Genomic DNA, 24,590 nt, shown 5'->3' on the forward strand with positions numbered 1-24,590 from the left:
CATGCAAGATTTTATTGCTAACATAGATAACTTATCCCATAAATACAGTAAGGATTGGGCTATTAGAAACATATCTTTTAATATAGCAAAAAAAGGTATTCTCGGTCTTTTGGGATCCAATGGAGCCGGAAAATCAACTACTATGAACATCCTTTGTGGGGTAATTAATCAAACAGATGGGAGTGCGTATATTGATGGTATTAATGTGAGAGAAAATCCAGTTGAAGCCAAAAAACTAATAGGTTTTTTACCTCAAAAGGCTCCGTTACACCTTGAACTTACAGTTGATGAATATCTTATTCATTGTGCACATTTACGTTCAATACCTTCAAAGAAAGTTACAGAAGCGCTTGAGATAGCTAAGCAAAAATGTGGAATATCTCATTTCAGTAAACGTGTATTGAAAAATTTATCAGGAGGATATCAGCAAAGAGTTGGGTTGGCACAGGCTATAATACATAATCCAAAGTTGGTGGTTCTGGATGAGCCTACTAATGGATTAGATCCAAATCAGATTATTGAGGTTAGAAAATTAATTAAAGAAATAGCTAAGGACAGGGCTGTGATCCTTTCTACTCATATACTTTCTGAAGTTCAAGCAACTTGTGATGATATAGTTATGATTGAGCATGGACAAATTGTGTTTAAAGATACATTGCATGCATTTAATAATTACATAGAACCTAGTAGTTTGATTATGGAGTTTGAACTATTGCCCAATTTAGAACAAATTAGGGATGAGCATGGTGTTATAGATGTAGAAGTAGTACATCATAATAAGGTTAAAGTTGAGTTTCAACCAGAAACACAAATTACCAAAAAACTTATTCATGCAAGCGTGCAAAATGGATGGAGTTTACTTGAAATTTATTTAGAAAAAACTTCTTTAGATAGTGTTTTTGCTCAATTATCTAATAAAACAAAAGGAAATCAGGAATCTTCAAATTATTTAAATACACCCTAAATGAAAAAGCTATTAAAAATTGCAAAATTGGAATTAGGGATTCTTTTCTTTTCTCCAATTGCTTGGTTAATATTTATCATTTTTTTAGTGCAAACAGGGGTGACCTTTACAGAGCTTTTATACGCTCAAGAAACTCAACAACAATTAGGAAGACCAATAAGTGTGTTGACTAAGGTTTTGTTTGCCGGTGAAAAAGGGATATTAGCAGTAATTCAAAAGAATTTGTATTTATACATACCCTTGCTAAGTATGGGACTTTTTAGCCGAGAGCTTAGCAGTGGTTCATTTAAGTTATTATTGTCTTCACCTGTTACTGTTTTTCAGATTGTACTTGGAAAATACCTGTCATTAATGGTGTACTGCTTATTACTTGTTGTTGTGTTGAGTAGTTTCATAATCACAGGAATGTTCTCTATTGAAAACCTTGATATTCCATTTATCCTTGGTGGAATTTTGGGAATTTACCTGCTTATGTGTGCGTATTCAGCCGTGGGATTGTTTATGTCCTCTCTAACCTCTTACCAGGTTGTGGCAGCCATGAGTACTCTCGCTATTTTAGCCTTGTTGAATTTCATTGGGCAAGTCGGGCAGTCCTATGATCTAATAAGAGATATTACTTATTGGTTTTCAATCTCGGGGCGAACAGATAATTTTATTAATGGATTATTATCAACTAAAGACTTAATTTATTTTCTATTAGTAATTCTATTATTTTTAGGATTAACCATTCTGAGATTTAAAAATCAGAGACAGTCAAAATCAACTAATCGAAAGTCAATAGAGTATACTTCGTTGATTATTATTGTGGTTGCGCTTGGATATATTTCCTCCTTGCCATTATGGAATTTTTATCTGGACAGTACACGATTTAATGATAGAACACTTACACAAAACTCGCAAGACTTAATTGCCAAAATCATTGAGCCTGTGGAAATCACAACTTATGTAAATGCAATACATAGTAGTGCAGGATATGGATCTCCAAAGAATAGGATAAAGGATCTTAATAGTTTTGAGACCTACCGACGTTTTTTGCCTGATTTAAAAATGAACTATATTGTTTATTATGACACCCTGGTTCAGTATAACGATACGACTAAAACGTTATCTGAACTGGTTAAAAAAGCAGTCTCAGTTCATAAATTTGACTTTGAAAAAATGCTAACTCCTAAACAAATCAAGGAAAAGGTCAATTTAATTCCTGAACAAAATCGATTGGTGAGATTTGTAAAAATTGGTGATAGGCAAACGCCATTAAGAATGTTTGATGATTTTATTGTGTATCCAAAGGAGGCTGAAATTACTACTGCGATAAAAAGAATAATGTATCAGCCTGTTACTGTGGCTGTATTGACAAATAACGGTGAAAGACAGCTTAATTCTTATTCTGATGCCGATTATCAGGTGATTATGAATAGCACCAATACGAGGGGATCTTTAATAAATAGTGGATTTGAAGTATTAACCATTGATGCCAGTTCTATTGAGACTAAAAATCCTGAAATAGTTATGATTTCAGATCCAAAAAATAAATATTCCGATATAGAAATTAATTCTATTAACTCCTATATCAAGGAGGGTGGTAATATTATTATTGCTGGAGAGCCTGGAAGATCTGCTTATTTAAATCCTATTCTAGAGACTATCGGAGTTTCTTTTGATTCCGGAAGTTTACTTCAGGAAACTGAAAATTATGAATTGGATTTAGTTCAAGCAAAGTTCACTTCGTCTTCTGAAAATATTGGTTTAAAATTCCACGATCAGGCTATTGTAGCATTTCCTAGTTCTATGCCTGTAATTGTAAAGGATACAATGGATTTTAATGTTATTCCAATTTTAAATACAGATCCTAGTGAATCCTGGGTTAAATATGGTGAATTTGATCTAAAAACAGAAAAAATATCCTTTAATCCAAAGGAGGATAAATTGATTTTAGCCTCAGTTGCAATTGCTTTGGAAAGAAAAGTTCGGGACAAACAGCAAAGGATAGTGATTATCGGTGATGCTGATTTTATGAGTAATGTTGAGATGAATCGAAACAGTCCGCAAACCGTTAATTCCTCATTCGCAATTCGCCTTTTTAAATGGTTATCCAATGGAGAATACCCTGTAGATGTTTCAAGACCTAAGGCCATAGACAAGGTTATTAAATTGAATAGAAATCAAATACAATGGATTAAAGCAAGTTATATGGCTTTCCTACCATTGTTAATTGGGAGTGTTGGCGCTGGATTTTTATTAAATAGAAAAAGAAAATAGTATACATGAAATTAAATTGTAAAAGAGTAATACACTTAACCTACCTTCTGCTTTTTACCCCCGTTATTATATTTGCTCAATCAGAATTAGAAGACTACAGGGCGGAAAATAAAATTCCATTAGATACTAGTGTACATGTTGGAAAATTAAATAACGGGCTTACGTATTATATTAAGCGTAATATTGAGCCAAAAGATAGGGCAGAACTTTATTTAGTTATTAAAGCAGGGTCATTACAAGAAGAAGATGATCAGAAAGGGTTAGCACATTTTACTGAACATATGGCGTTCAATGGGACTCAAAGTTATCCTAAAAATGAACTTATTAATTACCTTGAAAAAGCAGGTATTCGATTTGGGGCAGATTTAAATGCTTATACTACATTTGACCATACGGTATACCAACTTCCAATCTATACAAATGACAATGAATTATTGGAGGATGGAATAGAGATTTTATCAGAATGGGCAAATAAGGTTTCTTTTGATTTTAAAGAAATTGATGCTGAACGTGGTGTTATTATAGAAGAGGAAAGACAAAGGGGGAAAAATGCCAATGAGCGAATGAGTAAGAAATTGTTGCCTGTATTATTGGCTAATTCAAGATTTAAAGATAGATTACCTATAGGTGATATGAATGTTATTAAGACTTTTGAACATTCTAGGTTAACTTCTTATTATAAAAAATGGTATCGAACCGATTTACAGTCTGTCATTGTTGTAGGTGATGTTAACCCAAAGGATGTCGAAAGTCTTATAGGGAAGTATTTTAACCCAATTAAAAAATCAACCCATCCGCTAGAGATTAAAAACTATTCAATAGAGGATAATAACTCTCCAATGGTTGCTATCGCATTAGATCCAGAATTTTCATATACTGTTGCTACTTTAAACATAAAAAACTCATCATCCCCATTAATTACAAATAATGACTTAAGAAAATCTCTTGTAAACAGTTTAATTAATACCATGTTAGCTTCACGAATTAGTGAAGAGGTTAAAGATGGTAAAGCAACATATTTACAAGCAGGAATCGCTTATGGCCCTTATCAAGGAGGATTAGGAAATATAGATGCTTTTTCGATACAAGTAGTAGCAAAATCTGCAGAATCGTTACAACAATCAATTTATGGCGTGATGGACAATGTCGAATCGGTTAGTCAATTTGGATTTATAGAGGCAGAACTAGAGAGAGCTAAGATTGAGCTTTTTAGTTCAATTGATAAAAGCTATAAAGAAAGTAATAAAACATCCTCAAAAGCTTATGTAAATCAACTTGTTAAACATTTTGTGTTTAATGAAAGCTATATGGACATAAAGTACTTATTCCATTTTTACCAATGGGTTATTTCCCAAATTTCACTTGATGAGGTTAACAAACAATACAAGAGCTTTATCCGAGATGATAATTGGGTATTAACTTTACAGGGATCCTCTAATGATGAAAAGGTTTTACCAAATGAAGTTGAGTTGGTTAATTGGTTTTCAAATAATTCAAGAGAAGTAAAACAATATAAGGATCAGGTGAGTAGTTTGATGACAATATTAGATGAAAAACCAATGGGCGGAAAATTAATTTCTAAGAGGGCTGATAGTAATTTAGGAACTACAGAATTAACATTGGGAAATGGAATTAAAATTATAATTAAAATAACAGACTTTAAAAATGATGAGATTAGATTTACTTCCTTTAGTCCTGGTGGTACTTCGTTGGCGAATAAGGAAGTTTTAGAATCTGCTAAATTAGCTACAACTCTTATTTCATCATCTGGGGTAGCTGATTTCTCCAGTTCAAATTTGCAAAAGGTATTAACCGGAAAATCACTTTCCTTCCAGCCATATATTTCTACGTATTATGAGGGTTTTAAAGGATATGCCTCACCAAAAGATTTTGAAAGTCTATTACAGTTAATTTATTTGTATACTAAATATCCCAGAAAGGACAGTGTTACATTTAATCGATTAATTGAACAATATGAAATCAATGTTAAAGCCAAGGAGACTAATCCTATTGCCATATTTCAGGATACAATTAACATGGTATTACAGGGAAATAGCAAATGGATTCGTTCTTCTAGTTTAGAGGATATCGCTACAATTAACTTGGATAGTGCATTTCATTTTTATCAAGAACGGTTTGCTGATTTATCTGATATGACCTTTGTGTTTGTTGGAAATATAGATGAGAAAGAAATGATACCCATTCTGGTTACTTATTTAGGTGGACTACCATCATTTGGACGGAAAGAAAATTATAATGATGTTGGGATTTCTCCTCTTAAGGGGCATATTAACAAGACTGTTTATAAGGGAATGGATGAAAAAGCTACAGTTGTGTTAGCGTATCATAATAATTATCATTTCAATCATTCTGATAATTTGTACCTTGAGGCTTTCAAAAGTATCCTTGACACAAGATTAATTGAGCGATTAAGAGAGAATGAAGGAGGAGTTTACAGTCCATCTGTGCAGTTAAGCAGGACGAAAATTCCAGAAAGTTATTTTATGCTTTCAATTAATTTCACTTGCCAACCTCAACGAGCAGATGAACTTATTATGGCTACAAATGAAGAAATTAATCAACTCCTAAACGAGGGGCCTACACCTGAAGAATTAGATACGTTTATTACTCAGAAATTACATCAATTTGAAAAAAATATCAGATCTAATAACTATTGGCTTAATTCTTTAACCGCATTAGAAAGAGATGAATTATACCCAGAGCATGTATTGAAATATGATCAATTTGTTAAAAAGATGAAGCCAGATAGATTGAAGAAAGTCCTTAAAAAACTTTTCAAGAATAGGAGTGAAGCCAGATTGGTTTTATATCCAAATGAATAGTAGAAAAAAATCCCGCTAACAAGCGGGATTTTTTATAGTAATATGTTTTGATTATAGGTATGAATGAGCAGTAACGTCTTTATTCTCTTCATTATTATCATTGAATTTCTTCAATTGAAGAATCCAATAAACTAGTGCAGTTGCACATATAATGATGAAAATCCAGTTTAGCGTATTGGCTGCCCACCAACTCTCCAACTCCAAATTACGAAGCCAATGAAGAGGGGTAAATAGAATATCTTCGAACAAATATTGAATGCCTTCAAAAAAGTTTTTCATAAGAAATCGATTTTATTGGTGTACAACATTCCTGCTTGAGTTGTACCTTGATTGAACGGTACAAATATACCTATAAATTTTTGGATGTTGAAAGTGATTAAAAGGATAAATTGTTTAATTTTTGTACTTCAATTCGACAATATTGTATGATTTCCGATCTGTTTAAAAATACCCGACCTGTCAATTTTCTTATCCTGCTGGTAATGATGATTATCACCATGCTCTTTTACCAGTTTTTCATTTTTCATAGTAAATGGGACTTAGGAAATATACTTCAATCATTAGCGATTATTGTCTTGCTAATTATCAACCTATTTATGGTAAATTTTATCGACAAGAAAAATGACCTTACCGAAAATAATGCCTACGTAATCTTGCTTTTTTCTGTTATGTTGGCTTTTTTTCCATATATCTATGATAGTTTAAATATAATTATTTCACATACTTTCATTCTCCTTGCGCTTAGACGTATTGTAAGCATGCGATCCATGAAAACAATCAAACTTAAAATTTTTGATGCTGTATTTTGGATAAGTGTGGCCTCCTTCTTTTTTAGTTGGAGTTTACTTTTTTTAGTGCTTGTTTTTTTTGCCATTCTCCTTTATGCACCGAGAGATTATAAAAATTGGTTGGTACCATTACTTTCCATTGCAACAGTTTGGATTCTTTATTGTACAGTAGCAATATTACTTAATCAGCCTATACAAGGCATTGCCTCTATAACCCCACAATGGGATTGGGATATTGATCGATTTATGCAATTGCGGTATATGATTCCTATGGGCTTTTTAAGTGTCATTGGAGGATGGGCTCTGCTACTTTATTTTTTAGGAATAGGTGAAAAATCGGGAAAGTACCAGAACGAATTACTTATTGTAATTTCAGCATTTCTCATAGGTGTTGGAATTGCTTTAGGGGCTGAAGAAAACCATGGAGCCGAAACTATGTTTATCATGTTTCCATTAGCCGTTATAATTGCGTGTTTCCTTGAAAAAATTAGAAGAAATTGGATTCGTGAACTAATATTTTGGATATTCCTTTTTTTGCCATTGGTGGCATTAATGCTGTAACTTGCTTCCAAAAGCAAGGTCACCAGCGTCCCCTAGACCAGGGATAATGTATCCCTTTTCGTTTAAATGACTGTCTATGGTAGCAATCCATAAATGGGTGTTTTCAGGAAAATGCTTTGAAACAAATTCAATACCTTCAGGAGCAGCAATGACAGACAAAAGGTGAATTTCTTTTGGATTCCCTAATGATGAAAGTGCCTTTTTTACAGCTACAAAAGACTGTCCTGAAGCTAGCATTGGGTCTGCTAGTAGTAGTATTTTATCTTCTATGGAAGGACCGGCTAGATATTCTACAATAATTTCAAAATCATTTGAGTCATTGGTATGGTGCCTGTAGGCCGAAATAAAAGCATTTTCGGCTTGATCAAGATAATTTTGGATACCCTGATGTAAAGATAATCCAGCCCTAAGGATTGAACAAATGACTATTTTGTCGTGAAGAATTTGAATCTCTTTTTTTCCTAGTGGTGTGACCACATCTCCTAACTTGTATGTAAGAGACTTACTCATTTCATAACACAAGACTTCACCAACTCGTTCTATATTTCGTCTGAATCTCATACTGTCATTTTGAATAGTTACTGAACGTAACTCCAAAATGAAGTTGTTTAACACAGAGTTTTCCAATCCTAAATGATGAATATGCATGACATGAAGCTATAATGTTTCAAAAATAGCGAATTAGAAGTATATTTGTGGAAAATAAAAACTATGTTTAGCGAATTTGCCTTTAAAATTTTTGAAGAAAGTATCCGTAAATATCATATAATCGATGATGTATACCAATCTTTTGTGAATCCATATGAGTCAAACACAATAGAACATCTTTTATATAGAAAAAATTGGATAGATACTGTTCAATGGCATTATGAAGACATAATTCGTGATCCGCAAATTGATCCAGTTGCAGCCCTGGATTTAAAGCGTAAAATAGATGCCTCTAATCAAGATAGAACTGATATGGTTGAATATATTGATAGTTATTTTCTTGATAAATTTAAAGAAGTATCCCCGTTTGACACGGCTACAATTAATTCTGAAAGCCCAGCATGGGCTATCGATCGCTTGTCCATTCTAGCACTTAAGATTTATCATATGCGAGAGGAAGCTGAACGTAAAGATGCCACAGCTGATCATCGTAGAAAGTGTAAGGAAAAATTAGACGTATTATTGGAGCAACGTGTAGATTTATCTACAGCCATTGACCAATTACTGGAGGATATTAAGGAAGGAAGAAAGTATATGAAAGTATACAAACAGATGAAGATGTATAACGATAACGAACTTAATCCAGTTTTAAGAGGGCAGAAGTAAAAACTTAAGCCTTATGTTATTTTGTAGCAATCTTTAACCATTTTAGTATTGAAAACCACCGTTTCACCATCTAATCATGTGTTGGTTATTCGTCTATCGGCTTTGGGAGATGTCGCTATGACTATTCCTGTATTAAAAGCCGTAACAACTCAGTATCCTGATTTACGTATAACTGTGCTCACTAGAGCTTTTTTTAAACCCATGTTCTCCTCTTTATCGCAGTGTAAAGTGTATGAGATTGATGTAAAAAAGAGGCATAAAGGTATTGTAGGATTATTGAAGTTATTTCTAGAGTTAAAACCATTAGAGATTGATAAGGTGGCCGATTTACACAATGTTCTTCGAAGTAAGGTTCTTAAACAGTTTTTTGAATTAAAAGGAACACCGGTAGCTCAATTGGATAAAGGTAGGGCTGAAAAAAGAATATTAACATCAGGTAATCAAAAGCAATTGCATTTTTTGAAACATACCGTTGAGCGGTATGCAGATGTATTTGAGTCTTTGGGATATCCAGTAGACTTAACACTTGCTACGCCTATTGAAAAAAGGGATCTAGGTTTAAAAATCATAAATTTATTGGGTACAAAGGATGTAAAGTGGATTGGGATAGCACCATTTGCTGCACATAATGGAAAAATGTACCCACTGGACTTAATGGAGGAAGTTATTAGTGTTCTTTCAAAAATGGAATACAAAATAATGTTATTTGGAGGTGGAGAAAAAGAGAAAAACACACTTCAAAGAATGGCCGATACTTTTCCAAATACATTTTCCATGGTTGGTGAATTTTCATTTGCTGAGGAGTTAAATTTAATTTCTCACCTCGATATAATGGTATCAATGGATAGTGGAAATGCTCATTTAGCTGCCATATATGGAGTGCCAACAGTAACTATATGGGGTGTAACTCATCCTGCTGCCGGGTTCTCTCCATTTGGGCAGAAAATTGATAATGTATTACTATCTGATAGGGATAAATATCCGCTTATTCCTACTTCCATTTATGGAAACAAAGTTCCACATGGATATGAGCATGTTATGCGGACGATTAGCCCGGGAGTTATTGTAGATAAGGTAAAGGAGATCTTGGGATAACCTCCTTTAAACATCATCGTAATCAATGACAACTTTTGTCGAGGTAGGATGGGATTGACAAGTTAATATTAGTCCCTCGGCTACTTCACCATCAGTAAGAATTTGATTTTTGACCATGGTTACCTCTCCTTCTTTCACTCGTGCAATACAGCTACTACAAATGCCTCCTTGGCACGAGTATGGAGCGTCAATGTTTTGCTTTAATACGGCTTCCAATACCGTTTGACTCTGACTCATAACGAAGGAAACTTCCTCATCATCAACAGTAACTGTAATTTGAGTTTGACCTTCAAAGACTTCGTTACTTGTTACAGGATTAATAGATGAGGTAAAAAGCTCAAAATGAATTTGTTCTTTAGAGATCCCATTTTCTAAAAGAGTTTGACTTACGGTGTTAATCATTTCTTCTGGTCCGCAAAGATAATATTCTTCTATATTTTCATCCTTAAACCTATTCTTTAAAAGAAAGTTGACAGTTGAGCGCTCAATTCTTCCAAATAGAGCACCATCTTCTTCGCTTTTGCTAAAAATATATTGAACCAGTAATCGGTCAGGATAGTTTGTTTTTAATTGTTGGATAGTATCATAAAACATAGTTTCTGTTACCGATTTGTTTCCATATACCAATATAAATTTACTATCCTTATCCTCCTCTAAGATCGTCTGCATGATGCTCATGATTGGAGTAATGCCACTCCCGGCGGCAAAAGCGAGGATAGTTCTGGACCCTGAAGATGGGAGGTATATAAAACGCCCTTCAGGTTCGTGAACTTCAATAGTTTCTCCTTCCCTTAGGTCATTGTTGGCATATTGCGAAAACAAACCATTTTCTAGCTTTTTAATTCCTATGGTTAGTTTTCCACTTTCGGGGGTACTACAAATGGAGTAAGAACGACGAACCTCAGTTCCATTAAAACTTTTCTTAATGGTAAGGTACTGACCAGCTTTAAATTGAAAAGTTTTACGTAAGGCTTCAGGTATATCAAAGGAGACAGTTACCGACTTTGGGGTTATACGTTGTATGCTTTTTACGGTAAGTGTATGGAAATGTGTCATTAGTTTTAAATCATTTTTGGCAAAAATACGCAAGACAATATTTTTATTGTAACAAATTGAGGCTATTTTATACCTATTGATGAGAATTTAACCAATCAATATGTTTAGAAGTTTCATTTCGTTAGAGTGGAAGAATTATTTTAGATCTCCCGCATTTTCTAAAAAGTTAGTCTTAAAAATACTGCTAATCTTTTTTGCACTAATTTTTATAGTTGAATTTCTGGCATTGGGCGCAGCTGTCTTTTATATTCTTAAAAAAGCTTTTCCGGATCAGGACCCATTTATTACTGTAAATAATATGTTGATTTATTGGTTTTTATTTGATTTGGTCTTCCGGTTTTTCATGCAAAAACTGCCCGTAATGAATATCAAACCTTTTATGGTACTTCCAGTTCCCAAAAAAAAGGTAATTCATTATTTGATGAGTAAATCTTTATTGTCATTTTTCAACATACTTCCCCTATTTTTCTTTGTGCCTTTCACTATTGTCCTTCTATTTGAAGGCTATACTGTTGGATCAGTATTAGGTTGGTTTTTGGCCATGTTGTCAATTACGGTTAGTATTAATTTTATTAATTTTCTGATCAATAAACATCAGCCATATTTTGTTATTCTGGTTATACTACTAGGAATACTTGGAGGGCTCCAATATTTTGAGTTTTATCCTGTAACTAAAATAGTTGGTACGTTTTTTTATGCATTTTATAATTCAGCATTTTCTATTGTAATTCCAATATTGATTTCAGGGATACTTTACAGGTTGAATTACAACTATTTACATAATAATTTTTATATAGATGGCGTAATTTCTCAAAAGGTAACTGTTGCAAATTCAAATGAGATGGCTTGGTTAAATCGTTTTGGGAATGTCGCTCCTTTTCTTAAGAATGATTTGAAAATGATAAGTAGAAATGCAAGACCTAAACAGGTGGTGTTGATTTCCATATTGTTTTTATTCTATGGGTTAATATTCTTTACTCAGGACATTTATATGAATATGCCTGCGATTTTAGCGTTCGCCTCTATTTTTGTAACAGGAGGGTTCTTAATGACCTTTGGACAACATGTTCCTTCATGGGATAGCGAGTATTATAAGCTTATGATGAGCCAAAATATAAAGTATAAATTGTATTTGGAGAGTAAATGGATGATGTTGGTTGTAGGCACATTGTTGTCTTTTTTGCTAAGTATTCCTTATCTGTATTTTGGGGTTAAAATTTTTGGGATGATTGCTGCTGGAGCCATGTTTAATATAGGTGTTAACAGTATTTTGGTTTTATGGGGTGGTGCACTAAATAGAACACCGATTAAACTAAATGAAAAGGCTAAAGGGTTTGGAAATACACAGGCCTTTTCTGCATCTTCACTTCTCATTTCATTTCCTAAAATCATTTTACCTATGATTTTATTTTATATTCCTTATAGAATTTTCGATAGTTGGAATGCTGGGCTTGTAGCCATAGGTCTTACTGGATTGCTATGCTTTCTTTTTAAAGGGTATTTTTTAAATAGGATTGAACGAATATATCAGAAAGGAAAATATAAAACTGTTGCGGCTTATGCCGATAAAAAATAAACATAACCATGATAATTGTAGAACAACTTTCGAAAAATTATAACGGTACAGCCGTTTTAAATATAGCTGAATTGGAAATCCCTAAAGGACAAAGTTTTGGTTTGGTGGGGAATAATGGAGCTGGTAAGACTACTTTTTTTAGTTTGTTATTAGACTTGATTCAGCCCACAACTGGTAGGGTTGTTAATAATGATGTAGTAGTAAATGAGAATGAGAACTGGAAACCTTTTACTGCTGCATTTATTGATGAAAGCTTCCTTATAGGCTATCTTACTGCGGAAGAGTATTTTTATTTTGTTGGTGAATTACGAGGTCAGAACAAGGCTGATGTTGATGCATTATTGGGCGAATTCGAAGATTTTTTTCATGGAGAAATTCTGAATCAAAAGAAGTACTTAAGAGATATGAGTAAGGGAAATCAAAAGAAAGTTGGTATAGTTGCTACCTTTATCGGGAATCCTGAGGTAATTATACTTGATGAGCCTTTTGCTAATCTTGATCCTACAACACAAATCCGTTTAAAAAGAATTATAAAGGATCTCGCAGAAAACAGGAACACTACAATTCTTGTATCTAGCCATGATTTATTGCATGTAACCGAAGTATCAGAGCGAATAGTTGTGTTACACAAAGGAGAGGTTATAAAAGATATTCAAACATCCCAAGAAACACTCAAAGAGTTGGAGGCATTTTTTGCGTTATAATATATGATGTTCCCTTAAAACATCATTGTTTTTTCATTTCTTTTAAAAAAGGCTTTTCGAAGCCTTTTTTTATTTAAACCAAAAAGAAATGTATTTTTACATAATAGTTTATACTAAAAACGTGGTTTTGAAGTTATAACCAACACAGCCAATCAGCCTTGAAAAAACAGTTTTATATAGTGTCTTACCTAATGGTAATAATGGGAGGAATCTATAGTTGTTCTCCTAAAAAAGATGCATTTATTAACCGTAATTATCAAGCGGTAGTTACTGAATACAATGTTCTTTTTAATGGATATAACTCCTTAAATGAGGGTGTAGAGGCACTAGATAATGAATATCAGGACAATTACTGGGAGATTTTACCTATTGAACGACTTCAATTGTCTGAAGCCATAATCTTGCCAGGCCAAGAGAGTAATGCTTACTTTCAAAAGGCAGAAGAAAAGGCTGTTAAGGCCATTCAGAAACACTCAATGATGTTTAGGAATAGGGAAAAAAACCCTCAAATCGATGAGGCCTATTTATTATTGGGAATGGCAAGGTATTATGACCAGAGGTTCATTCCGGCTCAGGAGGCCTTTAATTACATCTTGTATAAATATCCTAATAGTGATAAAATTAACCAAGCTAGAGTATGGCGCGAAAAGGTAAACCTTCGATTAGAAAATGAAGAGTTGGCCATTAATAATTTAAAACGTCTTATAAAATTAGAGCGTCTTCAAGACCAAGAATACGCTGATGCTAAAGCAACATTAGCTCAAGCATATATAAATCTTCAACATAAGGATAGTGCTGTTCAGGAACTTAAAATTGCCGCAACCTATACAAAGAAAAATGACGAAAAGGGGCGATATAATTACATTATTGGACAATTGTATTTGCAACTTGGGATAGAAGATACGGCTATTATGGCATTTGATAAAGTCATTGATCTTAATAGGAAATCACCGCGTATTTATATGATCAATGCCCATATACAGAAAGCAAAACTATTTGATATGAGGCAAGGAGATAAAAATGTTCTCCTAAAGACTCTAACGGAACTAGAAGAAAATAGGGAGAATCGCCCTTATTTGGATATTATTTTTAGACAGATTGGGGAGTTTTATGTGGAAAATGATTCTTTAGAAATGGCTGAATCTTATTTTAATAAATCCTTAAGAACCAATTCTTCAAATAAGCATTTGGTGGCACTGAATTATGAAGCTATAGGGGAGATGAAGTTTGATGAAAAGGCTTATAAATTGGCTGGCTCCTATTATGATAGTACGCTTACAAATCTTGATTCAAATACTAAAAAGTTTCTTTCACTGAAAAGGAAAAAGGATAATTTGGATCAAGTGATTTCATATGAAACCTTAGTTCAAACTAATGATAGTATCTTAAAATTAGTTTCTTTAGGTGAAGACGGGCGTGAATTGTATTTTGAGGAGGTCATTAGTAAACTAATAGCTAAAGAGGAGGAGGAGAAAAAGCAAAAACAAGAGGAGGAGGCGAACAAAAGGCGAGCGACTCAACCTGATCCGTTTTTTAGAAATCCAAATGCAGCAACCGATCTGAGTCAGCAAGGTGAAAGTTTTTATTTTTACAATGATGTTACAATAGCCTATGGTAAGAATGAATTCAGAAGATTGTGGGGGGAACGTGAATTGACAGATAACTGGAGGTATTCTAAAACAACAGTAGTACCCATTTCTGACGTAGTTGATTTAGAAACAAAGGTCGACTCTCACGAGGTACCGAAAGAACAATTGTATTCGGTATCCTATTATGAAGATCAAATTCCTGTTAGACAAGGTGCTATTGATACCCTTGTTATGGATCGAAATTATGCATTGTATCAGTTAGGGTTGTTGTATAGGGATAAGTTTGCTGAGTATCCATTGGCAATTGAGCGCTTGGAAACATTGTTAGTCATGCAGCCCGAAGAGAAGTTGAAACTTCCTGCGGAATATAACCTTTACAAGCTCTATACTCTTTTAGGGAATGAAAAGGCTGCTGTCTACAAAAATAATATTGTAACTAAGTATCCTGAATCAAGATATGCACAATTATTACTTAACCCAAATGCCATTTTTGAAAATACGGAGAATAATCCTGAACAGGTTTATGCATCAATTTTTAAAGAGTTCCAAGATCAGGAATATGAATCTGTAATTGCTCGGTGTGATCAAGCTGTTAAAGATTACCATGGAGAGGAAATTGTACCAAGATTTGAGCTTTTAAAAGCGAGTGCATTAGGAAGACTAAATGGTTTAAGAGTATTCAGTGAAGCGTTGAACTATATAGCTCTAAATTATCCAAACACAGAAGAGGGTAAACAAGCTCAGGAAACAATTGATGATGTGTTGCCAAGATTAGAGATGGAAACTTTTGATGAATCAGGTAAAGGGGATTGGAAAATTGTTTTTAGATTTAACAGAGGAGATGATGAAAATATAAAATTGTTAGAAGATAGGTTGACATCAATTCTTAAAGAAATAAGTTATTCGCACATAACCTTCTCTGAAGATGTATATTCTTCTCAAGAAATTTTTGTAGTATTACATGGTTTTCAATTGAAAGAGAATGCGTTAACCGTGCAGAAAATTTTAAATGAACATAAAAAGTATAGGGTGAATCAAACTAGTTTTGTAATTTCGTCACCCAACTATCAAATTATTCAAACTCATAAAAATTTGGATGTTTATCCATTAAATTAAGTACCCCGAATCATGTTTAAAGAAGCAAAAAAAAGCCCACAAGAAAACACAGGAATTAGCAACAGAATCCTTGGAACCACTTTAATTAAGGGAGATGTGACCTCAGAATCTGATTTCAGAGTTGATGGAAGATTGGAAGGAACAGTAAAAACTACTGGAAAAGTGGTAATAGGTAAATCGGGCTCAATTATAGGTAAAATAGAATGTGCTAGCGCCGATATTGAAGGCTCTTTTAACGGGATCCTTTTAGCTAAAGAACTGCTTTCATTAAAGAGTTCAGCCGTAATTGAAGGAGAGGTTACCGCTACTAAACTTTCGATTGAGCCAGGAGCAGTTTTCAATGCAACTTGCCAAATGAAAAATGGTCATAAAATAATGACGGGTGAAACTTCCGCAGAAAAAAAATAAACCAAACAAATTTCTAGCTCTATCCGGTGCGGCTCTGCAAATGGGAGCCATCATTTATTTAGGAAACCTTTTGGGTGTGTATTTGGATTCAAAGTTTCCTAATTCAGATGAGCTATACACAAAATTTGTAACTCTAGGGGCTGTTATTCTAGCCATCCTTAGTATTATAAGTCAAGTAACGTCCTTATCCAAGCGCGAATGAATTCTTCCTATTTAGTTAAAACAGTAATGCGAAACCTGTTTATTCTAGCATTAGCATATGTTCTTTTTTTTAATCTACATGAGTATTTATTAGAACAGCGAAATACCGTTTTGTCCTTTTCATTGTTTAAGATTTATACATTTCATTTTGTTGCTAGTGCCGTAGTTTATTTTTTAATTGAATTATTGGCTACAATTGTACCTTCTCAAGCAGGCTTTGCTTACCTAGGGACTATCTTCATTAAGGTTGGGATCTTTGTTTTACTCTTTCAGGATTTGATGTTTTCAGAAGTAGAGTTTATTATGGCAGAGAAGTTGGCATTGGTAATTCCTATGTTTCTTTTTTTATTTATTGAGGTATTCTTTATTTCAAGGTTGTTGAATACCAAATAGTTTACTGTTGTTTGTTCTTACAAATGACCTATAACAAGGAATAACAAAAAACAATACTAAAAAGGGTTTGTATTTTTAATTAATTATGTAGCTTTGCACCGAAATTTAGGGAGCATACATTTTATATTGATATCAGGTTATGATGATAGCACAAAAATCTATCAAATTTTTAGCAACTTTGGCCATTATGTTGGTTTCAGTTGTAGCATTAGCAGCAGATACCAAATCGCAAGGAGGAAATCCAATTGACACAGATGAGGAAATTCTTGATTATATCCTGCATCACATTCAAGATTCGCATGACTTTATATTCTTTACTGATGGGGAAACTGGTAAGCACTACGGGTTTTCACTTCCGGTAATTTTAGTAGATAATGGACTGCAAGTGTTTATGTCCTCTAAGTTTCATTATGGTGAAACAATTGCTGAAAGTAATGGTAATTATTACAAACTATACCACGGGAAAATTTATAAGACCGATGCTGAAGGTACACTTACTAAAGATGAGCACGGTCATCCAACTAATATAAGACCTCTTGACCTTTCTATAACTAAAAGTGTTGTAGGAATGCTATTTGTTGGGCTGTTAATGATTTGGGGATTCACTTCTTTGGCTAAAGGATACAAAAAAGGGCCGATACCAACTGGGTTTGCTCGTGTACTTGAGCCTTTAGTTATATATGTTAGAGAAGATATTGCAAAACCTAATATTGGTGAGAAGAAGTATCGTAAGTATATGGGATTCTTGCTTACGGTGTTTTTCTTTATATGGATTTCGAATTTGGTAGGTCTTACCCCTCTAGGCTTTAATGTTACTGGCCAGATTGCAGTTACATTTTGTTTGGCACTATTTACATTTTTGATTACGACATTTAGTGGAAATAAGGATTATTGGGGGCATATTTTTTGGATGCCAGGTGTTCCTGTTATCATGAAGATTATTCTAATTCCTATTGAGGTGTTGGGTATGTTCACAAAACCCTTTTCTTTAATGATTCGTTTGTTTGCAAATATTTCTGCTGGGCACATAGTTGTGATGAGTTTGGTGGCAATCACCATAACTTTGAAAACATTACTTACACCTGTGGGTTCAACTGGTCTTTCCCTGGTGTTGACACTATTCATTATGCTTATTGAGTTATTAGTTGCATTTTTACAAGCATTTATTTTTACCATGTTATCAGCTTTGTTTATAGGGATGGCTGTTGAAGAGCATCATCATGATGAGCACCACAGTAAAGATGGCTTAGGTGATCATGACAATGCAATTATTTAAATTAGAAAAAGAATTTGTTTAATTATATAAATCAATTATTATGACAATTCCAAATTTAGTAGGTGCCGGTTTAATCGTAATCGGAGCTGGTTTTGGACTAGGTAAAATCGGTGGATCTGCAATGGAAGGTATTGCACGTCAACCTGAAGCTGCCGGTAAAATTCAAACTGCTATGATTATCATTGGAGCGTTATTGGAAGGTTTAGCCTTCGGTGCTTTGTTCCTAGGAAAGTAATCTTAAAAAGTAAGCCTATTTCTGTAACGGTTGGTTACAGGAATAGGTTTTCAATTGTAAATTAGAAGGTTCTCTTAATTAAATATATAACATGGATAAGTTATTAAACGATTTTTCTCCCGGGTTGTTCATTATGCAAGCAGTTGTATTATTAATACTTATTGTATTAATGGCTAAGTTTGCTTGGAAACCTATTTTGAATGCTTTACAAGCCAGAGAAGATGGTATTCAAGATGCGCTAGATGCAGCCGAGAATGCTAAAAAAGAAATGGCTAATTTAAAAGCTGATAATGAGAAATTAGCTGCAGAGGCTCGTGCAGAAAGGGATGCTATGCTTAAAGAAGCACGTGAAATAAAAGAGAAGATGATTGCAGATGCTAAAGCTGAAGCTGAAGTTCAGGGTTCGAAAATGATTGAGCAAGCTAAGGCTGCAATTGAAAGTGAGAAGAAAGCTGCTGTTGCCGAACTTAAAAATCAAGTAGCTGGTCTATCTATCCAAATTGCTGAAAAGGTTATGAAATCTGAACTTTCTGATAAAGAAAAACAAGCTGCATTGGTAGATAGTATGTTGAAAGATGTTACGCTAAACTAATTAATATAGTAGTATGACCGGAACTAGAGCAGCCATACGATATGCTAAAGCCATATTAGAACTTGCCCATGAGCAACAGACTACAGAAGCTGTGTTTTCAGATATGGTAGGAATTAATGCTACTATAGCTGGTAGTCAGGAACTTCAATCATTACTGAATAATCCAGTGGTGAAAGATGAGTTGAAAAAGGCTAGTTTATTGGAAATTTTCAATACTGTTACCCCAATTACCAAAAACCTTTTCGAATTGTTGTTGCTTAATAAACGATTACCTTTGATACAAGCTATTGCGCAACAATATGAGGTATTGTTTAATGAGCTTAAAGGAAATAAAATAGCCGTAGTTACTACAGCTGTACCGCTTACAGAAGCTATGAAGGCTAAAGTAATGGGTAAAATTAAAGAATTAACCACTGCTAATGTTACTATTGAAAACAAAGTAGATGAAAGCATTATTGGCGGTTTTATACTTAGATTGGGTGATATGCAGTTTAATGCTAGTGTATCTCACAAATTAGGTCAGTTAAAAAGAGAGTTTTCGAACAATTTATACGTTTCACAAATTTAAAAAAGAGCCTGCCAAAACTATGGCAGTTAATCTAAATACTAAATAAGATGGCAGAAGTTAAAGCCGCTGAAGTATCAGCAATCTTAAAAAAACAACTATCCAACTTTGACGCTACGGCTTCATTGGAAGAAGTAGGAACTGTATTGCAGGTTGGTGACGGTATCGCTCGTGTATACGGGTTGTCTAATGCACAATATGGTGAGTTGGTAGCCTTCGATAATGGTTTGGAAGGAATGGTTTTAAACCTTGAAGAGGACAACGTAGGTGTGGTATTGCTAGGGCCTTCAAAAGATATTAAAGAAGGTGCTACTGTTAAACGTACTCAACGTATTGCTTCTATTAAAGTTGGTGAAGAAATGGTTGGACGTGTAGTTGATACCCTTGGAAATCCAATAGATGGAAAAGGACCAATCGGAGGGACTTTATACGAAATGCCATTAGAGCGTAAAGCTCCAGGAGTTATTTTCCGTCAACCAGTTAATGAACCACTTCAAACAGGAGTAAAAGCGATTGATGCAATGATTCCTGTAGGTCGAGGACAACGTGAATTGGTTATTGGTGATCGTCAGACAGGAAAAACAACTGTTTGTATTGATACTATCATAAATCAGAAGGAGTTTTTTGATGCTGGACAGCCGGTGTTTTGTATATATGTTGCAGTAGGTCAAAAGGCTTCTACTGTTGCATCTATTGCTAAAACATTGGAAGATAAGGGTGCAATGGCTTACACAGTTATTGTAGCCGCAAATGCCTCTGATCCTGCTCCAATGCAAGTATATGCTCCATTTGCAGGTGCTGCTATTGGAGAATATTTTCGTGATACAGGACGTCCTGCATTAATCGTTTATGATGACCTTTCAAAGCAGGCCGTTGCTTATCGTGAGGTGTCTTTGTTGTTAAGAAGACCACCAGGGCGTGAGGCCTATCCTGGAGATGTTTTCTATTTGCACTCTCGTTTGTTAGAACGTGCTGCTAAAGTAATTGCTGATGATGATATTGCGAAAGGAATGAATGATCTTCCAGAATCTTTAAAATCTGTAGTGAAAGGTGGTGGATCGTTAACTGCTTTGCCAATTATTGAAACACAAGCTGGTGACGTTTCTGCATATATTCCTACCAACGTAATTTCGATCACGGATGGTCAGATTTTCTTAGAGTCAGATTTGTTTAACTCTGGTGTTCGTCCTGCAATTAACGTTGGTATTTCAGTATCTCGTGTTGGAGGAAGTGCACAAATCAAATCTATGAAAAAGGTAGCTGGTACACTTAAACTTGACCAGGCTCAATTCCGTGAACTAGAAGCATTTGCTAAGTTTGGATCAGATTTGGATGCTGCGACATTAAATGTAATCGAAAAAGGAAAGCGTAACGTTGAAATTTTGAAGCAAGCTCAAAATGACCCTTATACTGTAGAAGATCAGGTGGCTATTATTTATGCTGGTTCTAAGAACCTGTTGCGTAATGTTCCTGTTGAAAAGGTTAAGGAATTTGAAAGAGATTTTCTTGAATTGCTTAACGCAAAACATCGCAATATTTTGGATCTTTTAAAAGCCGGTCAGCTTACAGATGAAGTAACGGATGCGTTGACTCAGGTGTCTAAAGAGGTAGCCTCTAAGTACTAAGAATACTTTTCTTTCATAGAAATAGGAATCTAAAATTATAAAACAATGCTTCAGTAATATGAACTATTATTCTTTCATATTTTCTGAAGAAGATTTAGGAAACGCTGAATATGGCAAACTTAAAAGAAATACGCAATAGAATATCCTCGGTAAGCTCAACAATGCAGATTACCAGTGCGATGAAAATGGTTTCTGCAGCTAAGTTAAAAAAGGCTCAAGATGCTATTACTGCCATGCGCCCTTATGCGGATAAACTTACTGAATTATTGCAAAGTTTAAGTGCTACCTTGGAAGGTAATACGGGGAGTGTATATGCGACTGAACGTGAGGTTAATAACGTGTTGGTTGTAGCTATAACTTCCAATCGTGGTTTGTGTGGGGCCTTTAATTCAAATGTTATTAAGCAGGCTTCGAATTTAGGAACTTCTACGTATTCAGGCAAAAATGTACATTATCTTACTATTGGTAAGAAGGGTAATGATGTGTTAAAGAAGAGTTTTACGGTCACTGCAAATAACAATGAGGTATATGATGACCTTACGTTTGATAAAGTTGCGGTGATAGCCAATCAATTGATGGAGTTGTATGCTAATGGAACTTACGATAAAATCGTTCTTGTGTACAATCATTTTAAGAATGCAGCCACTCAACTTGTATTTACCGAACAATTTTTGCCTATTAAGAAAGTTGAATCATCTGATTCTAATGTAAGCTTGGATTATATATTTGAGCCTTCAAAGGCTGAGATTGTTGAGACTCTTATACCAAAATCACTTAAAACTCAATTGTATAAAGCAATTCGTGATTCATTTGCCTCTGAGCATGGTGCTCGTATGACAGCTATGCATAAAGCAACTGATAATGCTACGGAGCTAAGAAATCAATTGAAATTAACTTATAATAAAGCACGTCAAGCTGCAATTACTAATGAGATCCTTGAAATCGTTGGTGGAGCTGAAGCATTGAATGGGTAGTATACACAATTCTATATAAAACTAAAAGCCTGGCAATTTTGCTAGGCTTTTTTTATTTCAAATACTGCTCCCTTTATTTAGTGTTGATTTAATCTGAAGTCTGGATAAGCTTCCATTCCTCCATGTTCATGTATGTCCAAACCTTCAATTTCTTCTCTTTTAGAAACTCGAATTCCCATGGTTTTCTTAAGAAGGTATAGGATAATATAGGCTGTTGAACAACAAAATGCTCCAATAATTAAGAGACCTGCCAATTGAATTGAAAATTGATTCCAGCTAGCTAATTTTCCAAATATTCCCACTGATAATGTTCCAAATATTCCACAAATTAGATGCACTGCCACTGCACCTACTGGATCATCTAATTTTAGAATCCGGTCTACAAAAGCAATTCCAATAACTACTAACAATCCAGCTACTATTCCAATAAGGACTGCCTCTGAAGGTGACATAAGATTTGCACCTGCAGTAATAGCTACCAATCCTCCTAGAATACCGTTTAAAAACATGGTTAGGTCATGGTTATCATATAATATGCACGAGAATATAAATGCCCCAATTCCTCCTGATGCGGCAGCTATTGAGGTGGTAACTAATACTAAGGATGTGGCTCCTGGATCAGCCGAAAGTACAGAACCTCCATTAAATCCAAACCAGCCCAGCCATAAAATCAATACTCCGGCGGTTGCTGTGGGTAGATTGTGTCCAGGGATAGCTCTTGGCTTTCCCTTTTCATCGAACTTTCCTAGACGTGCTCCTAGAAGTGAAATAGCTACAAGTGCTGCCCATCCTCCAACGCTATGAACTAATGTTGAGCCAGCAAAGTCATAAAATCCCCAATTGTTTAAAAAGCCTCCACCCCATTTCCAGGATCCTGTAATAGGGTATATTAATCCTACATATATGATAGTGAAAATCATGAAACTACTTAGTTTTATCCGCTCTGCAACTGCCCCAGATACTATTGTTGCAGCAGTTGCAGCAAACATTCCTTGAAAGAGAAAATCTGTCCAATAAGTATATCCCTTATTGTATGAAAGATCTAAAGAGTTGTTAATCAGTGGTTCGTGCAAGCCAATACCTGCGCTTCCTAATACACCGTTAAATGCTCCTGGATACATGAGGTTGAAGCCTACCAAAGAATATAACAGAAGGCCAATACAAATTATAAATAGGTTTTTAAACAGGATATTTATGGTGTTTTTTTGTCGAGTTAGACCAATCTCTAAAAATGAAAATCCTAAATGCATGAAAAAGACTAAACCTGTGCAAATCATCATCCATACATTGTTAATCGTTAATGTTGTAGTGTCCATATTATGTATTTAATTTTAATGACATAGATTATAGTAAAGATTCCTTTCCAGTTTCTTTTGTTCTTATTCGAAAGGCATTTTCAATGTTAGAAACAAATATTTTCCCATCACCAACTTCCCCAGTATAGGCTGCATTTAAAATTGCTGTTATAGTAGTTGAAACCTCCTTTTGGTTGACAACTATAGAAATATAGCTGCGTTGAATGTCGCAAGTGCTATAAGTTATTCCTCGATAAACATGACCTTGTTTTTCGTTTCCTATTCCAGTAACATCCCAGTAGCTAAAAAAATTAATTCCAATGAGGTGAAGTTGATCTTTAACATCCTCAAATTTTGACTTTCTAATAATGGCTTCTATTTTTTTCATAGTATTTTTTATATAAATGTATTGTTTTATGGTATATAGGGGCATAATTAGAGGTCTTTGATTGATATTTTTATTATTTATTTAATTTTACCCCTAATTATTTTAGGGGTATACATTTATATGATAATAATATTAATTATTTGTATTTATTACTTTCCACATTTTTTTGTGATTTGCCAAGACCATATGGGGTCGCTTAATATTCCTAATATTGCTTTTGGGTATTAATTTTTAAACTATTATATTTAAACTAAATACAATAAAGATGAAACCTTTGATCATATTATCCATGGTACTGTTAGGCCTATTAGGCTTTTCTAGATGTAATAGTCAAAGGTTACTACTTGATATGCCTCCGTTTGAAGTGGGTGAAGTAAAATATTCTTCAGGGGTCTCAGGCATTGAATCAGAAGATACTGGAGACTATTTATTTGTCCAAGTTGTCTTGAAAGAGGGGATTTTGCTTGACAGTGTTTATTTTAGAGGGAAAAAGTCTAAAATGGAGTATTTCTCAAATCAAGATAAATGGAGTTTATATAGGGCTAAATTTTATAAAACCCCATTTCATGAAAAAGAGATCGTTATGCATGCTGACCCTGCAAAAGAGGCTAGAAATACCTTGTTAGATGGGGTTTCAGATGTGCCGTTTGATTTAAGACCAAATGAAGCCATTGTCTCCTTTGTGAAAAACACCAAGTTATTCTATTTCAAAATCGAAAACATTACTGAGTCATCTTTAGAAGAGCAACGATAGTAAAACAAAATTCACTTAA

24 protein-coding genes are annotated in these 24,590 nt (G+C 34.3%); 19 read left to right on the forward strand and 5 right to left on the reverse strand.

Annotated elements, in window-relative coordinates; translation table 11 throughout:
- The first annotated feature begins 1 nt into the window (after position 1).
- The 3 genes from PT603_RS11465 to PT603_RS11475 are packed head-to-tail and all read left to right on the forward strand — an operon-like array spanning position 2 to position 6,066.
- A complete protein-coding gene (locus PT603_RS11465) occupies positions 2 to 964 on the forward strand; it encodes an ABC transporter ATP-binding protein (RefSeq protein ID WP_008236359.1) in 963 nt (320 codons plus the stop codon).
- Positions 965 to 3,223 carry a Gldg family protein gene (locus PT603_RS11470; protein ID WP_008236357.1) on the forward strand — a complete coding sequence of 753 codons (2,259 nt, stop codon included), beginning with the start codon at positions 965 to 967 and terminating at the stop codon, positions 3,221 to 3,223.
- A 5-nt stretch (positions 3,224 to 3,228) separates the two neighbouring features.
- Positions 3,229 to 6,066 carry a M16 family metallopeptidase gene (locus PT603_RS11475; protein ID WP_008236354.1) on the forward strand — a complete coding sequence of 946 codons (2,838 nt, stop codon included), beginning with the start codon at positions 3,229 to 3,231 and terminating at the stop codon, positions 6,064 to 6,066.
- 51 nt (positions 6,067 to 6,117) lie between these two features.
- On the opposite strand, the gene PT603_RS11480 is transcribed toward PT603_RS11475, so the two are convergent.
- Entirely contained in the window at positions 6,118 to 6,345 is a 228-nt protein-coding gene (locus PT603_RS11480) for a DUF6341 family protein (protein WP_008236345.1), read from the reverse strand.
- 146 nt (positions 6,346 to 6,491) lie between these two features.
- Here PT603_RS11480 and PT603_RS11485 point away from each other — a divergent pair, with 146 nt between their 5' ends.
- On the forward strand, positions 6,492 to 7,415 hold the full coding sequence (locus PT603_RS11485; RefSeq protein WP_008236344.1) for a DUF6427 family protein: 924 nt from the start codon (positions 6,492 to 6,494) through the stop codon (positions 7,413 to 7,415).
- Here PT603_RS11485 and upp read toward each other — a convergent pair.
- The gene (gene upp, locus PT603_RS11490) at positions 7,404 to 8,063 is read right to left on the reverse strand and encodes a uracil phosphoribosyltransferase (RefSeq protein WP_008236343.1); all 660 of its coding nucleotides are present in this window, start codon (positions 8,061 to 8,063) and stop codon (positions 7,404 to 7,406) included. The genes PT603_RS11485 and upp overlap by 12 nt on opposite strands.
- A gap of 63 nt (positions 8,064 to 8,126) precedes the next feature.
- Here upp and PT603_RS11495 point away from each other — a divergent pair, with 63 nt between their 5' ends.
- Both PT603_RS11495 and PT603_RS11500 read left to right on the forward strand, forming a co-directional pair.
- Positions 8,127 to 8,729, forward strand: a complete 603-nt coding sequence (locus PT603_RS11495) for a DUF4254 domain-containing protein (RefSeq protein WP_008236341.1) — start codon at positions 8,127 to 8,129, stop codon at positions 8,727 to 8,729.
- A gap of 48 nt (positions 8,730 to 8,777) precedes the next feature.
- On the forward strand, positions 8,778 to 9,824 hold the full coding sequence (locus PT603_RS11500) for a glycosyltransferase family 9 protein (protein ID WP_008236339.1): 1,047 nt from the start codon (positions 8,778 to 8,780) through the stop codon (positions 9,822 to 9,824).
- Positions 9,825 to 9,830: 6 nt separating this feature from the next.
- Here the strand turns inward: PT603_RS11500 and PT603_RS11505 are convergent, their stop codons facing one another.
- The gene (locus tag PT603_RS11505; RefSeq protein ID WP_008236338.1) at positions 9,831 to 10,880 is read right to left on the reverse strand and encodes a ferredoxin--NADP reductase; all 1,050 of its coding nucleotides are present in this window, start codon (positions 10,878 to 10,880) and stop codon (positions 9,831 to 9,833) included.
- Between the two features lie 100 nt (positions 10,881 to 10,980).
- On the opposite strand from PT603_RS11505, the gene PT603_RS11510 reads away from it, so the two are divergent.
- The 12 genes from PT603_RS11510 to atpG all read left to right on the forward strand — a co-directional run bounded on the left by PT603_RS11510 (position 10,981) and on the right by atpG (position 22,134).
- Complete coding sequence (locus PT603_RS11510) at positions 10,981 to 12,456, forward strand: DUF5687 family protein (RefSeq protein WP_008236336.1); 1,476 nt, start codon at positions 10,981 to 10,983, stop codon at positions 12,454 to 12,456.
- A gap of 8 nt (positions 12,457 to 12,464) precedes the next feature.
- Positions 12,465 to 13,160: an ABC transporter ATP-binding protein gene (locus PT603_RS11515; RefSeq protein ID WP_008236334.1), complete on the forward strand. Its 696-nt coding sequence runs from the start codon at positions 12,465 to 12,467 to the stop codon at positions 13,158 to 13,160.
- Between the two features lie 158 nt (positions 13,161 to 13,318).
- Positions 13,319 to 15,865 carry a type IX secretion system periplasmic lipoprotein PorW/SprE gene (gene porW / locus PT603_RS11520; RefSeq protein WP_040488492.1) on the forward strand — a complete coding sequence of 849 codons (2,547 nt, stop codon included), beginning with the start codon at positions 13,319 to 13,321 and terminating at the stop codon, positions 15,863 to 15,865.
- Positions 15,866 to 15,877: 12 nt separating this feature from the next.
- A complete protein-coding gene (locus tag PT603_RS11525; protein ID WP_008236323.1) occupies positions 15,878 to 16,273 on the forward strand; it encodes a bactofilin family protein in 396 nt (131 codons plus the stop codon).
- Complete coding sequence (locus tag PT603_RS11530; protein ID WP_008236322.1) at positions 16,248 to 16,475, forward strand: AtpZ/AtpI family protein; 228 nt, start codon at positions 16,248 to 16,250, stop codon at positions 16,473 to 16,475. Before PT603_RS11525 ends, PT603_RS11530 begins: the two co-directional genes overlap by 26 nt.
- Positions 16,472 to 16,867, forward strand: coding sequence for a DUF6168 family protein (locus PT603_RS11535; protein ID WP_008236320.1), 396 nt, complete (start codon positions 16,472 to 16,474; stop codon positions 16,865 to 16,867). The genes PT603_RS11530 and PT603_RS11535 overlap by 4 nt, the downstream gene beginning before the upstream one ends.
- 139 nt (positions 16,868 to 17,006) lie before the next feature.
- Positions 17,007 to 18,143, forward strand: coding sequence for a F0F1 ATP synthase subunit A (atpB, locus tag PT603_RS11540; protein ID WP_008236318.1), 1,137 nt, complete (start codon positions 17,007 to 17,009; stop codon positions 18,141 to 18,143).
- Positions 18,144 to 18,183: 40 nt separating this feature from the next.
- A complete protein-coding gene (gene atpE, locus PT603_RS11545; protein ID WP_008236315.1) occupies positions 18,184 to 18,378 on the forward strand; it encodes an ATP synthase F0 subunit C in 195 nt (64 codons plus the stop codon).
- 91 nt (positions 18,379 to 18,469) lie between these two features.
- Complete coding sequence (locus PT603_RS11550; protein ID WP_008236313.1) at positions 18,470 to 18,970, forward strand: F0F1 ATP synthase subunit B; 501 nt, start codon at positions 18,470 to 18,472, stop codon at positions 18,968 to 18,970.
- 13 nt (positions 18,971 to 18,983) lie between these two features.
- Complete coding sequence (gene atpH, locus PT603_RS11555; RefSeq protein ID WP_008236311.1) at positions 18,984 to 19,538, forward strand: ATP synthase F1 subunit delta; 555 nt, start codon at positions 18,984 to 18,986, stop codon at positions 19,536 to 19,538.
- 47 nt (positions 19,539 to 19,585) lie between these two features.
- Complete coding sequence (atpA, locus tag PT603_RS11560; protein ID WP_008236309.1) at positions 19,586 to 21,160, forward strand: F0F1 ATP synthase subunit alpha; 1,575 nt, start codon at positions 19,586 to 19,588, stop codon at positions 21,158 to 21,160.
- A 110-nt stretch (positions 21,161 to 21,270) separates the two neighbouring features.
- Positions 21,271 to 22,134 carry an ATP synthase F1 subunit gamma gene (gene atpG, locus PT603_RS11565; protein WP_008236307.1) on the forward strand — a complete coding sequence of 288 codons (864 nt, stop codon included), beginning with the start codon at positions 21,271 to 21,273 and terminating at the stop codon, positions 22,132 to 22,134.
- A 77-nt stretch (positions 22,135 to 22,211) separates the two neighbouring features.
- Here the strand turns inward: atpG and PT603_RS11570 are convergent, their stop codons facing one another.
- Positions 22,212 to 23,450 (reverse strand): ammonium transporter, encoded by a 1,239-nt coding sequence (locus PT603_RS11570; protein ID WP_040488490.1) that lies wholly within the window; start codon positions 23,448 to 23,450, stop codon positions 22,212 to 22,214.
- A gap of 28 nt (positions 23,451 to 23,478) precedes the next feature.
- A complete protein-coding gene (locus PT603_RS11575; protein WP_008236304.1) occupies positions 23,479 to 23,817 on the reverse strand; it encodes a P-II family nitrogen regulator in 339 nt (112 codons plus the stop codon).
- Positions 23,818 to 24,082: 265 nt separating this feature from the next.
- Between PT603_RS11575 and PT603_RS11580 the strand changes: the two genes are divergently transcribed.
- Positions 24,083 to 24,571, forward strand: coding sequence for a hypothetical protein (locus PT603_RS11580; protein ID WP_008236301.1), 489 nt, complete (start codon positions 24,083 to 24,085; stop codon positions 24,569 to 24,571).
- Positions 24,572 to 24,590: the final 19 nt, after the last annotated feature.

The organism is Imtechella halotolerans (genome assembly GCF_028743515.2).
GTDB lineage: Bacteria > Bacteroidota > Bacteroidia > Flavobacteriales > Flavobacteriaceae > Imtechella > Imtechella halotolerans.

Coding starts and splice junctions, on each gene's coding strand:
- PT603_RS11465 (WP_008236359.1), top strand. CDS start 2: ATGCAAGATTTTATTGCTAACATAGATAACTTATCCCATAAATACAGT.
- PT603_RS11470 (WP_008236357.1), top strand. CDS start 965: ATGAAAAAGCTATTAAAAATTGCAAAATTGGAATTAGGGATTCTTTTC.
- PT603_RS11475 (WP_008236354.1), top strand. CDS start 3,229: ATGAAATTAAATTGTAAAAGAGTAATACACTTAACCTACCTTCTGCTT.
- PT603_RS11480 (WP_008236345.1), bottom strand. CDS start 6,345: ATGAAAAACTTTTTTGAAGGCATTCAATATTTGTTCGAAGATATTCTA.
- PT603_RS11485 (WP_008236344.1), top strand. CDS start 6,492: ATGATTTCCGATCTGTTTAAAAATACCCGACCTGTCAATTTTCTTATC.
- upp (WP_008236343.1), bottom strand. CDS start 8,063: ATGCATATTCATCATTTAGGATTGGAAAACTCTGTGTTAAACAACTTC.
- PT603_RS11495 (WP_008236341.1), top strand. CDS start 8,127: ATGTTTAGCGAATTTGCCTTTAAAATTTTTGAAGAAAGTATCCGTAAA.
- PT603_RS11505 (WP_008236338.1), bottom strand. CDS start 10,880: ATGACACATTTCCATACACTTACCGTAAAAAGCATACAACGTATAACC.
- PT603_RS11510 (WP_008236336.1), top strand. CDS start 10,981: ATGTTTAGAAGTTTCATTTCGTTAGAGTGGAAGAATTATTTTAGATCT.
- PT603_RS11515 (WP_008236334.1), top strand. CDS start 12,465: ATGATAATTGTAGAACAACTTTCGAAAAATTATAACGGTACAGCCGTT.
- PT603_RS11525 (WP_008236323.1), top strand. CDS start 15,878: ATGTTTAAAGAAGCAAAAAAAAGCCCACAAGAAAACACAGGAATTAGC.
- PT603_RS11535 (WP_008236320.1), top strand. CDS start 16,472: ATGAATTCTTCCTATTTAGTTAAAACAGTAATGCGAAACCTGTTTATT.
- atpB (WP_008236318.1), top strand. CDS start 17,007: ATGATGATAGCACAAAAATCTATCAAATTTTTAGCAACTTTGGCCATT.
- atpE (WP_008236315.1), top strand. CDS start 18,184: ATGACAATTCCAAATTTAGTAGGTGCCGGTTTAATCGTAATCGGAGCT.
- PT603_RS11550 (WP_008236313.1), top strand. CDS start 18,470: ATGGATAAGTTATTAAACGATTTTTCTCCCGGGTTGTTCATTATGCAA.
- atpH (WP_008236311.1), top strand. CDS start 18,984: ATGACCGGAACTAGAGCAGCCATACGATATGCTAAAGCCATATTAGAA.
- atpA (WP_008236309.1), top strand. CDS start 19,586: ATGGCAGAAGTTAAAGCCGCTGAAGTATCAGCAATCTTAAAAAAACAA.
- atpG (WP_008236307.1), top strand. CDS start 21,271: ATGGCAAACTTAAAAGAAATACGCAATAGAATATCCTCGGTAAGCTCA.
- PT603_RS11570 (WP_040488490.1), bottom strand. CDS start 23,450: ATGGACACTACAACATTAACGATTAACAATGTATGGATGATGATTTGC.
- PT603_RS11575 (WP_008236304.1), bottom strand. CDS start 23,817: ATGAAAAAAATAGAAGCCATTATTAGAAAGTCAAAATTTGAGGATGTT.
- PT603_RS11580 (WP_008236301.1), top strand. CDS start 24,083: ATGAAACCTTTGATCATATTATCCATGGTACTGTTAGGCCTATTAGGC.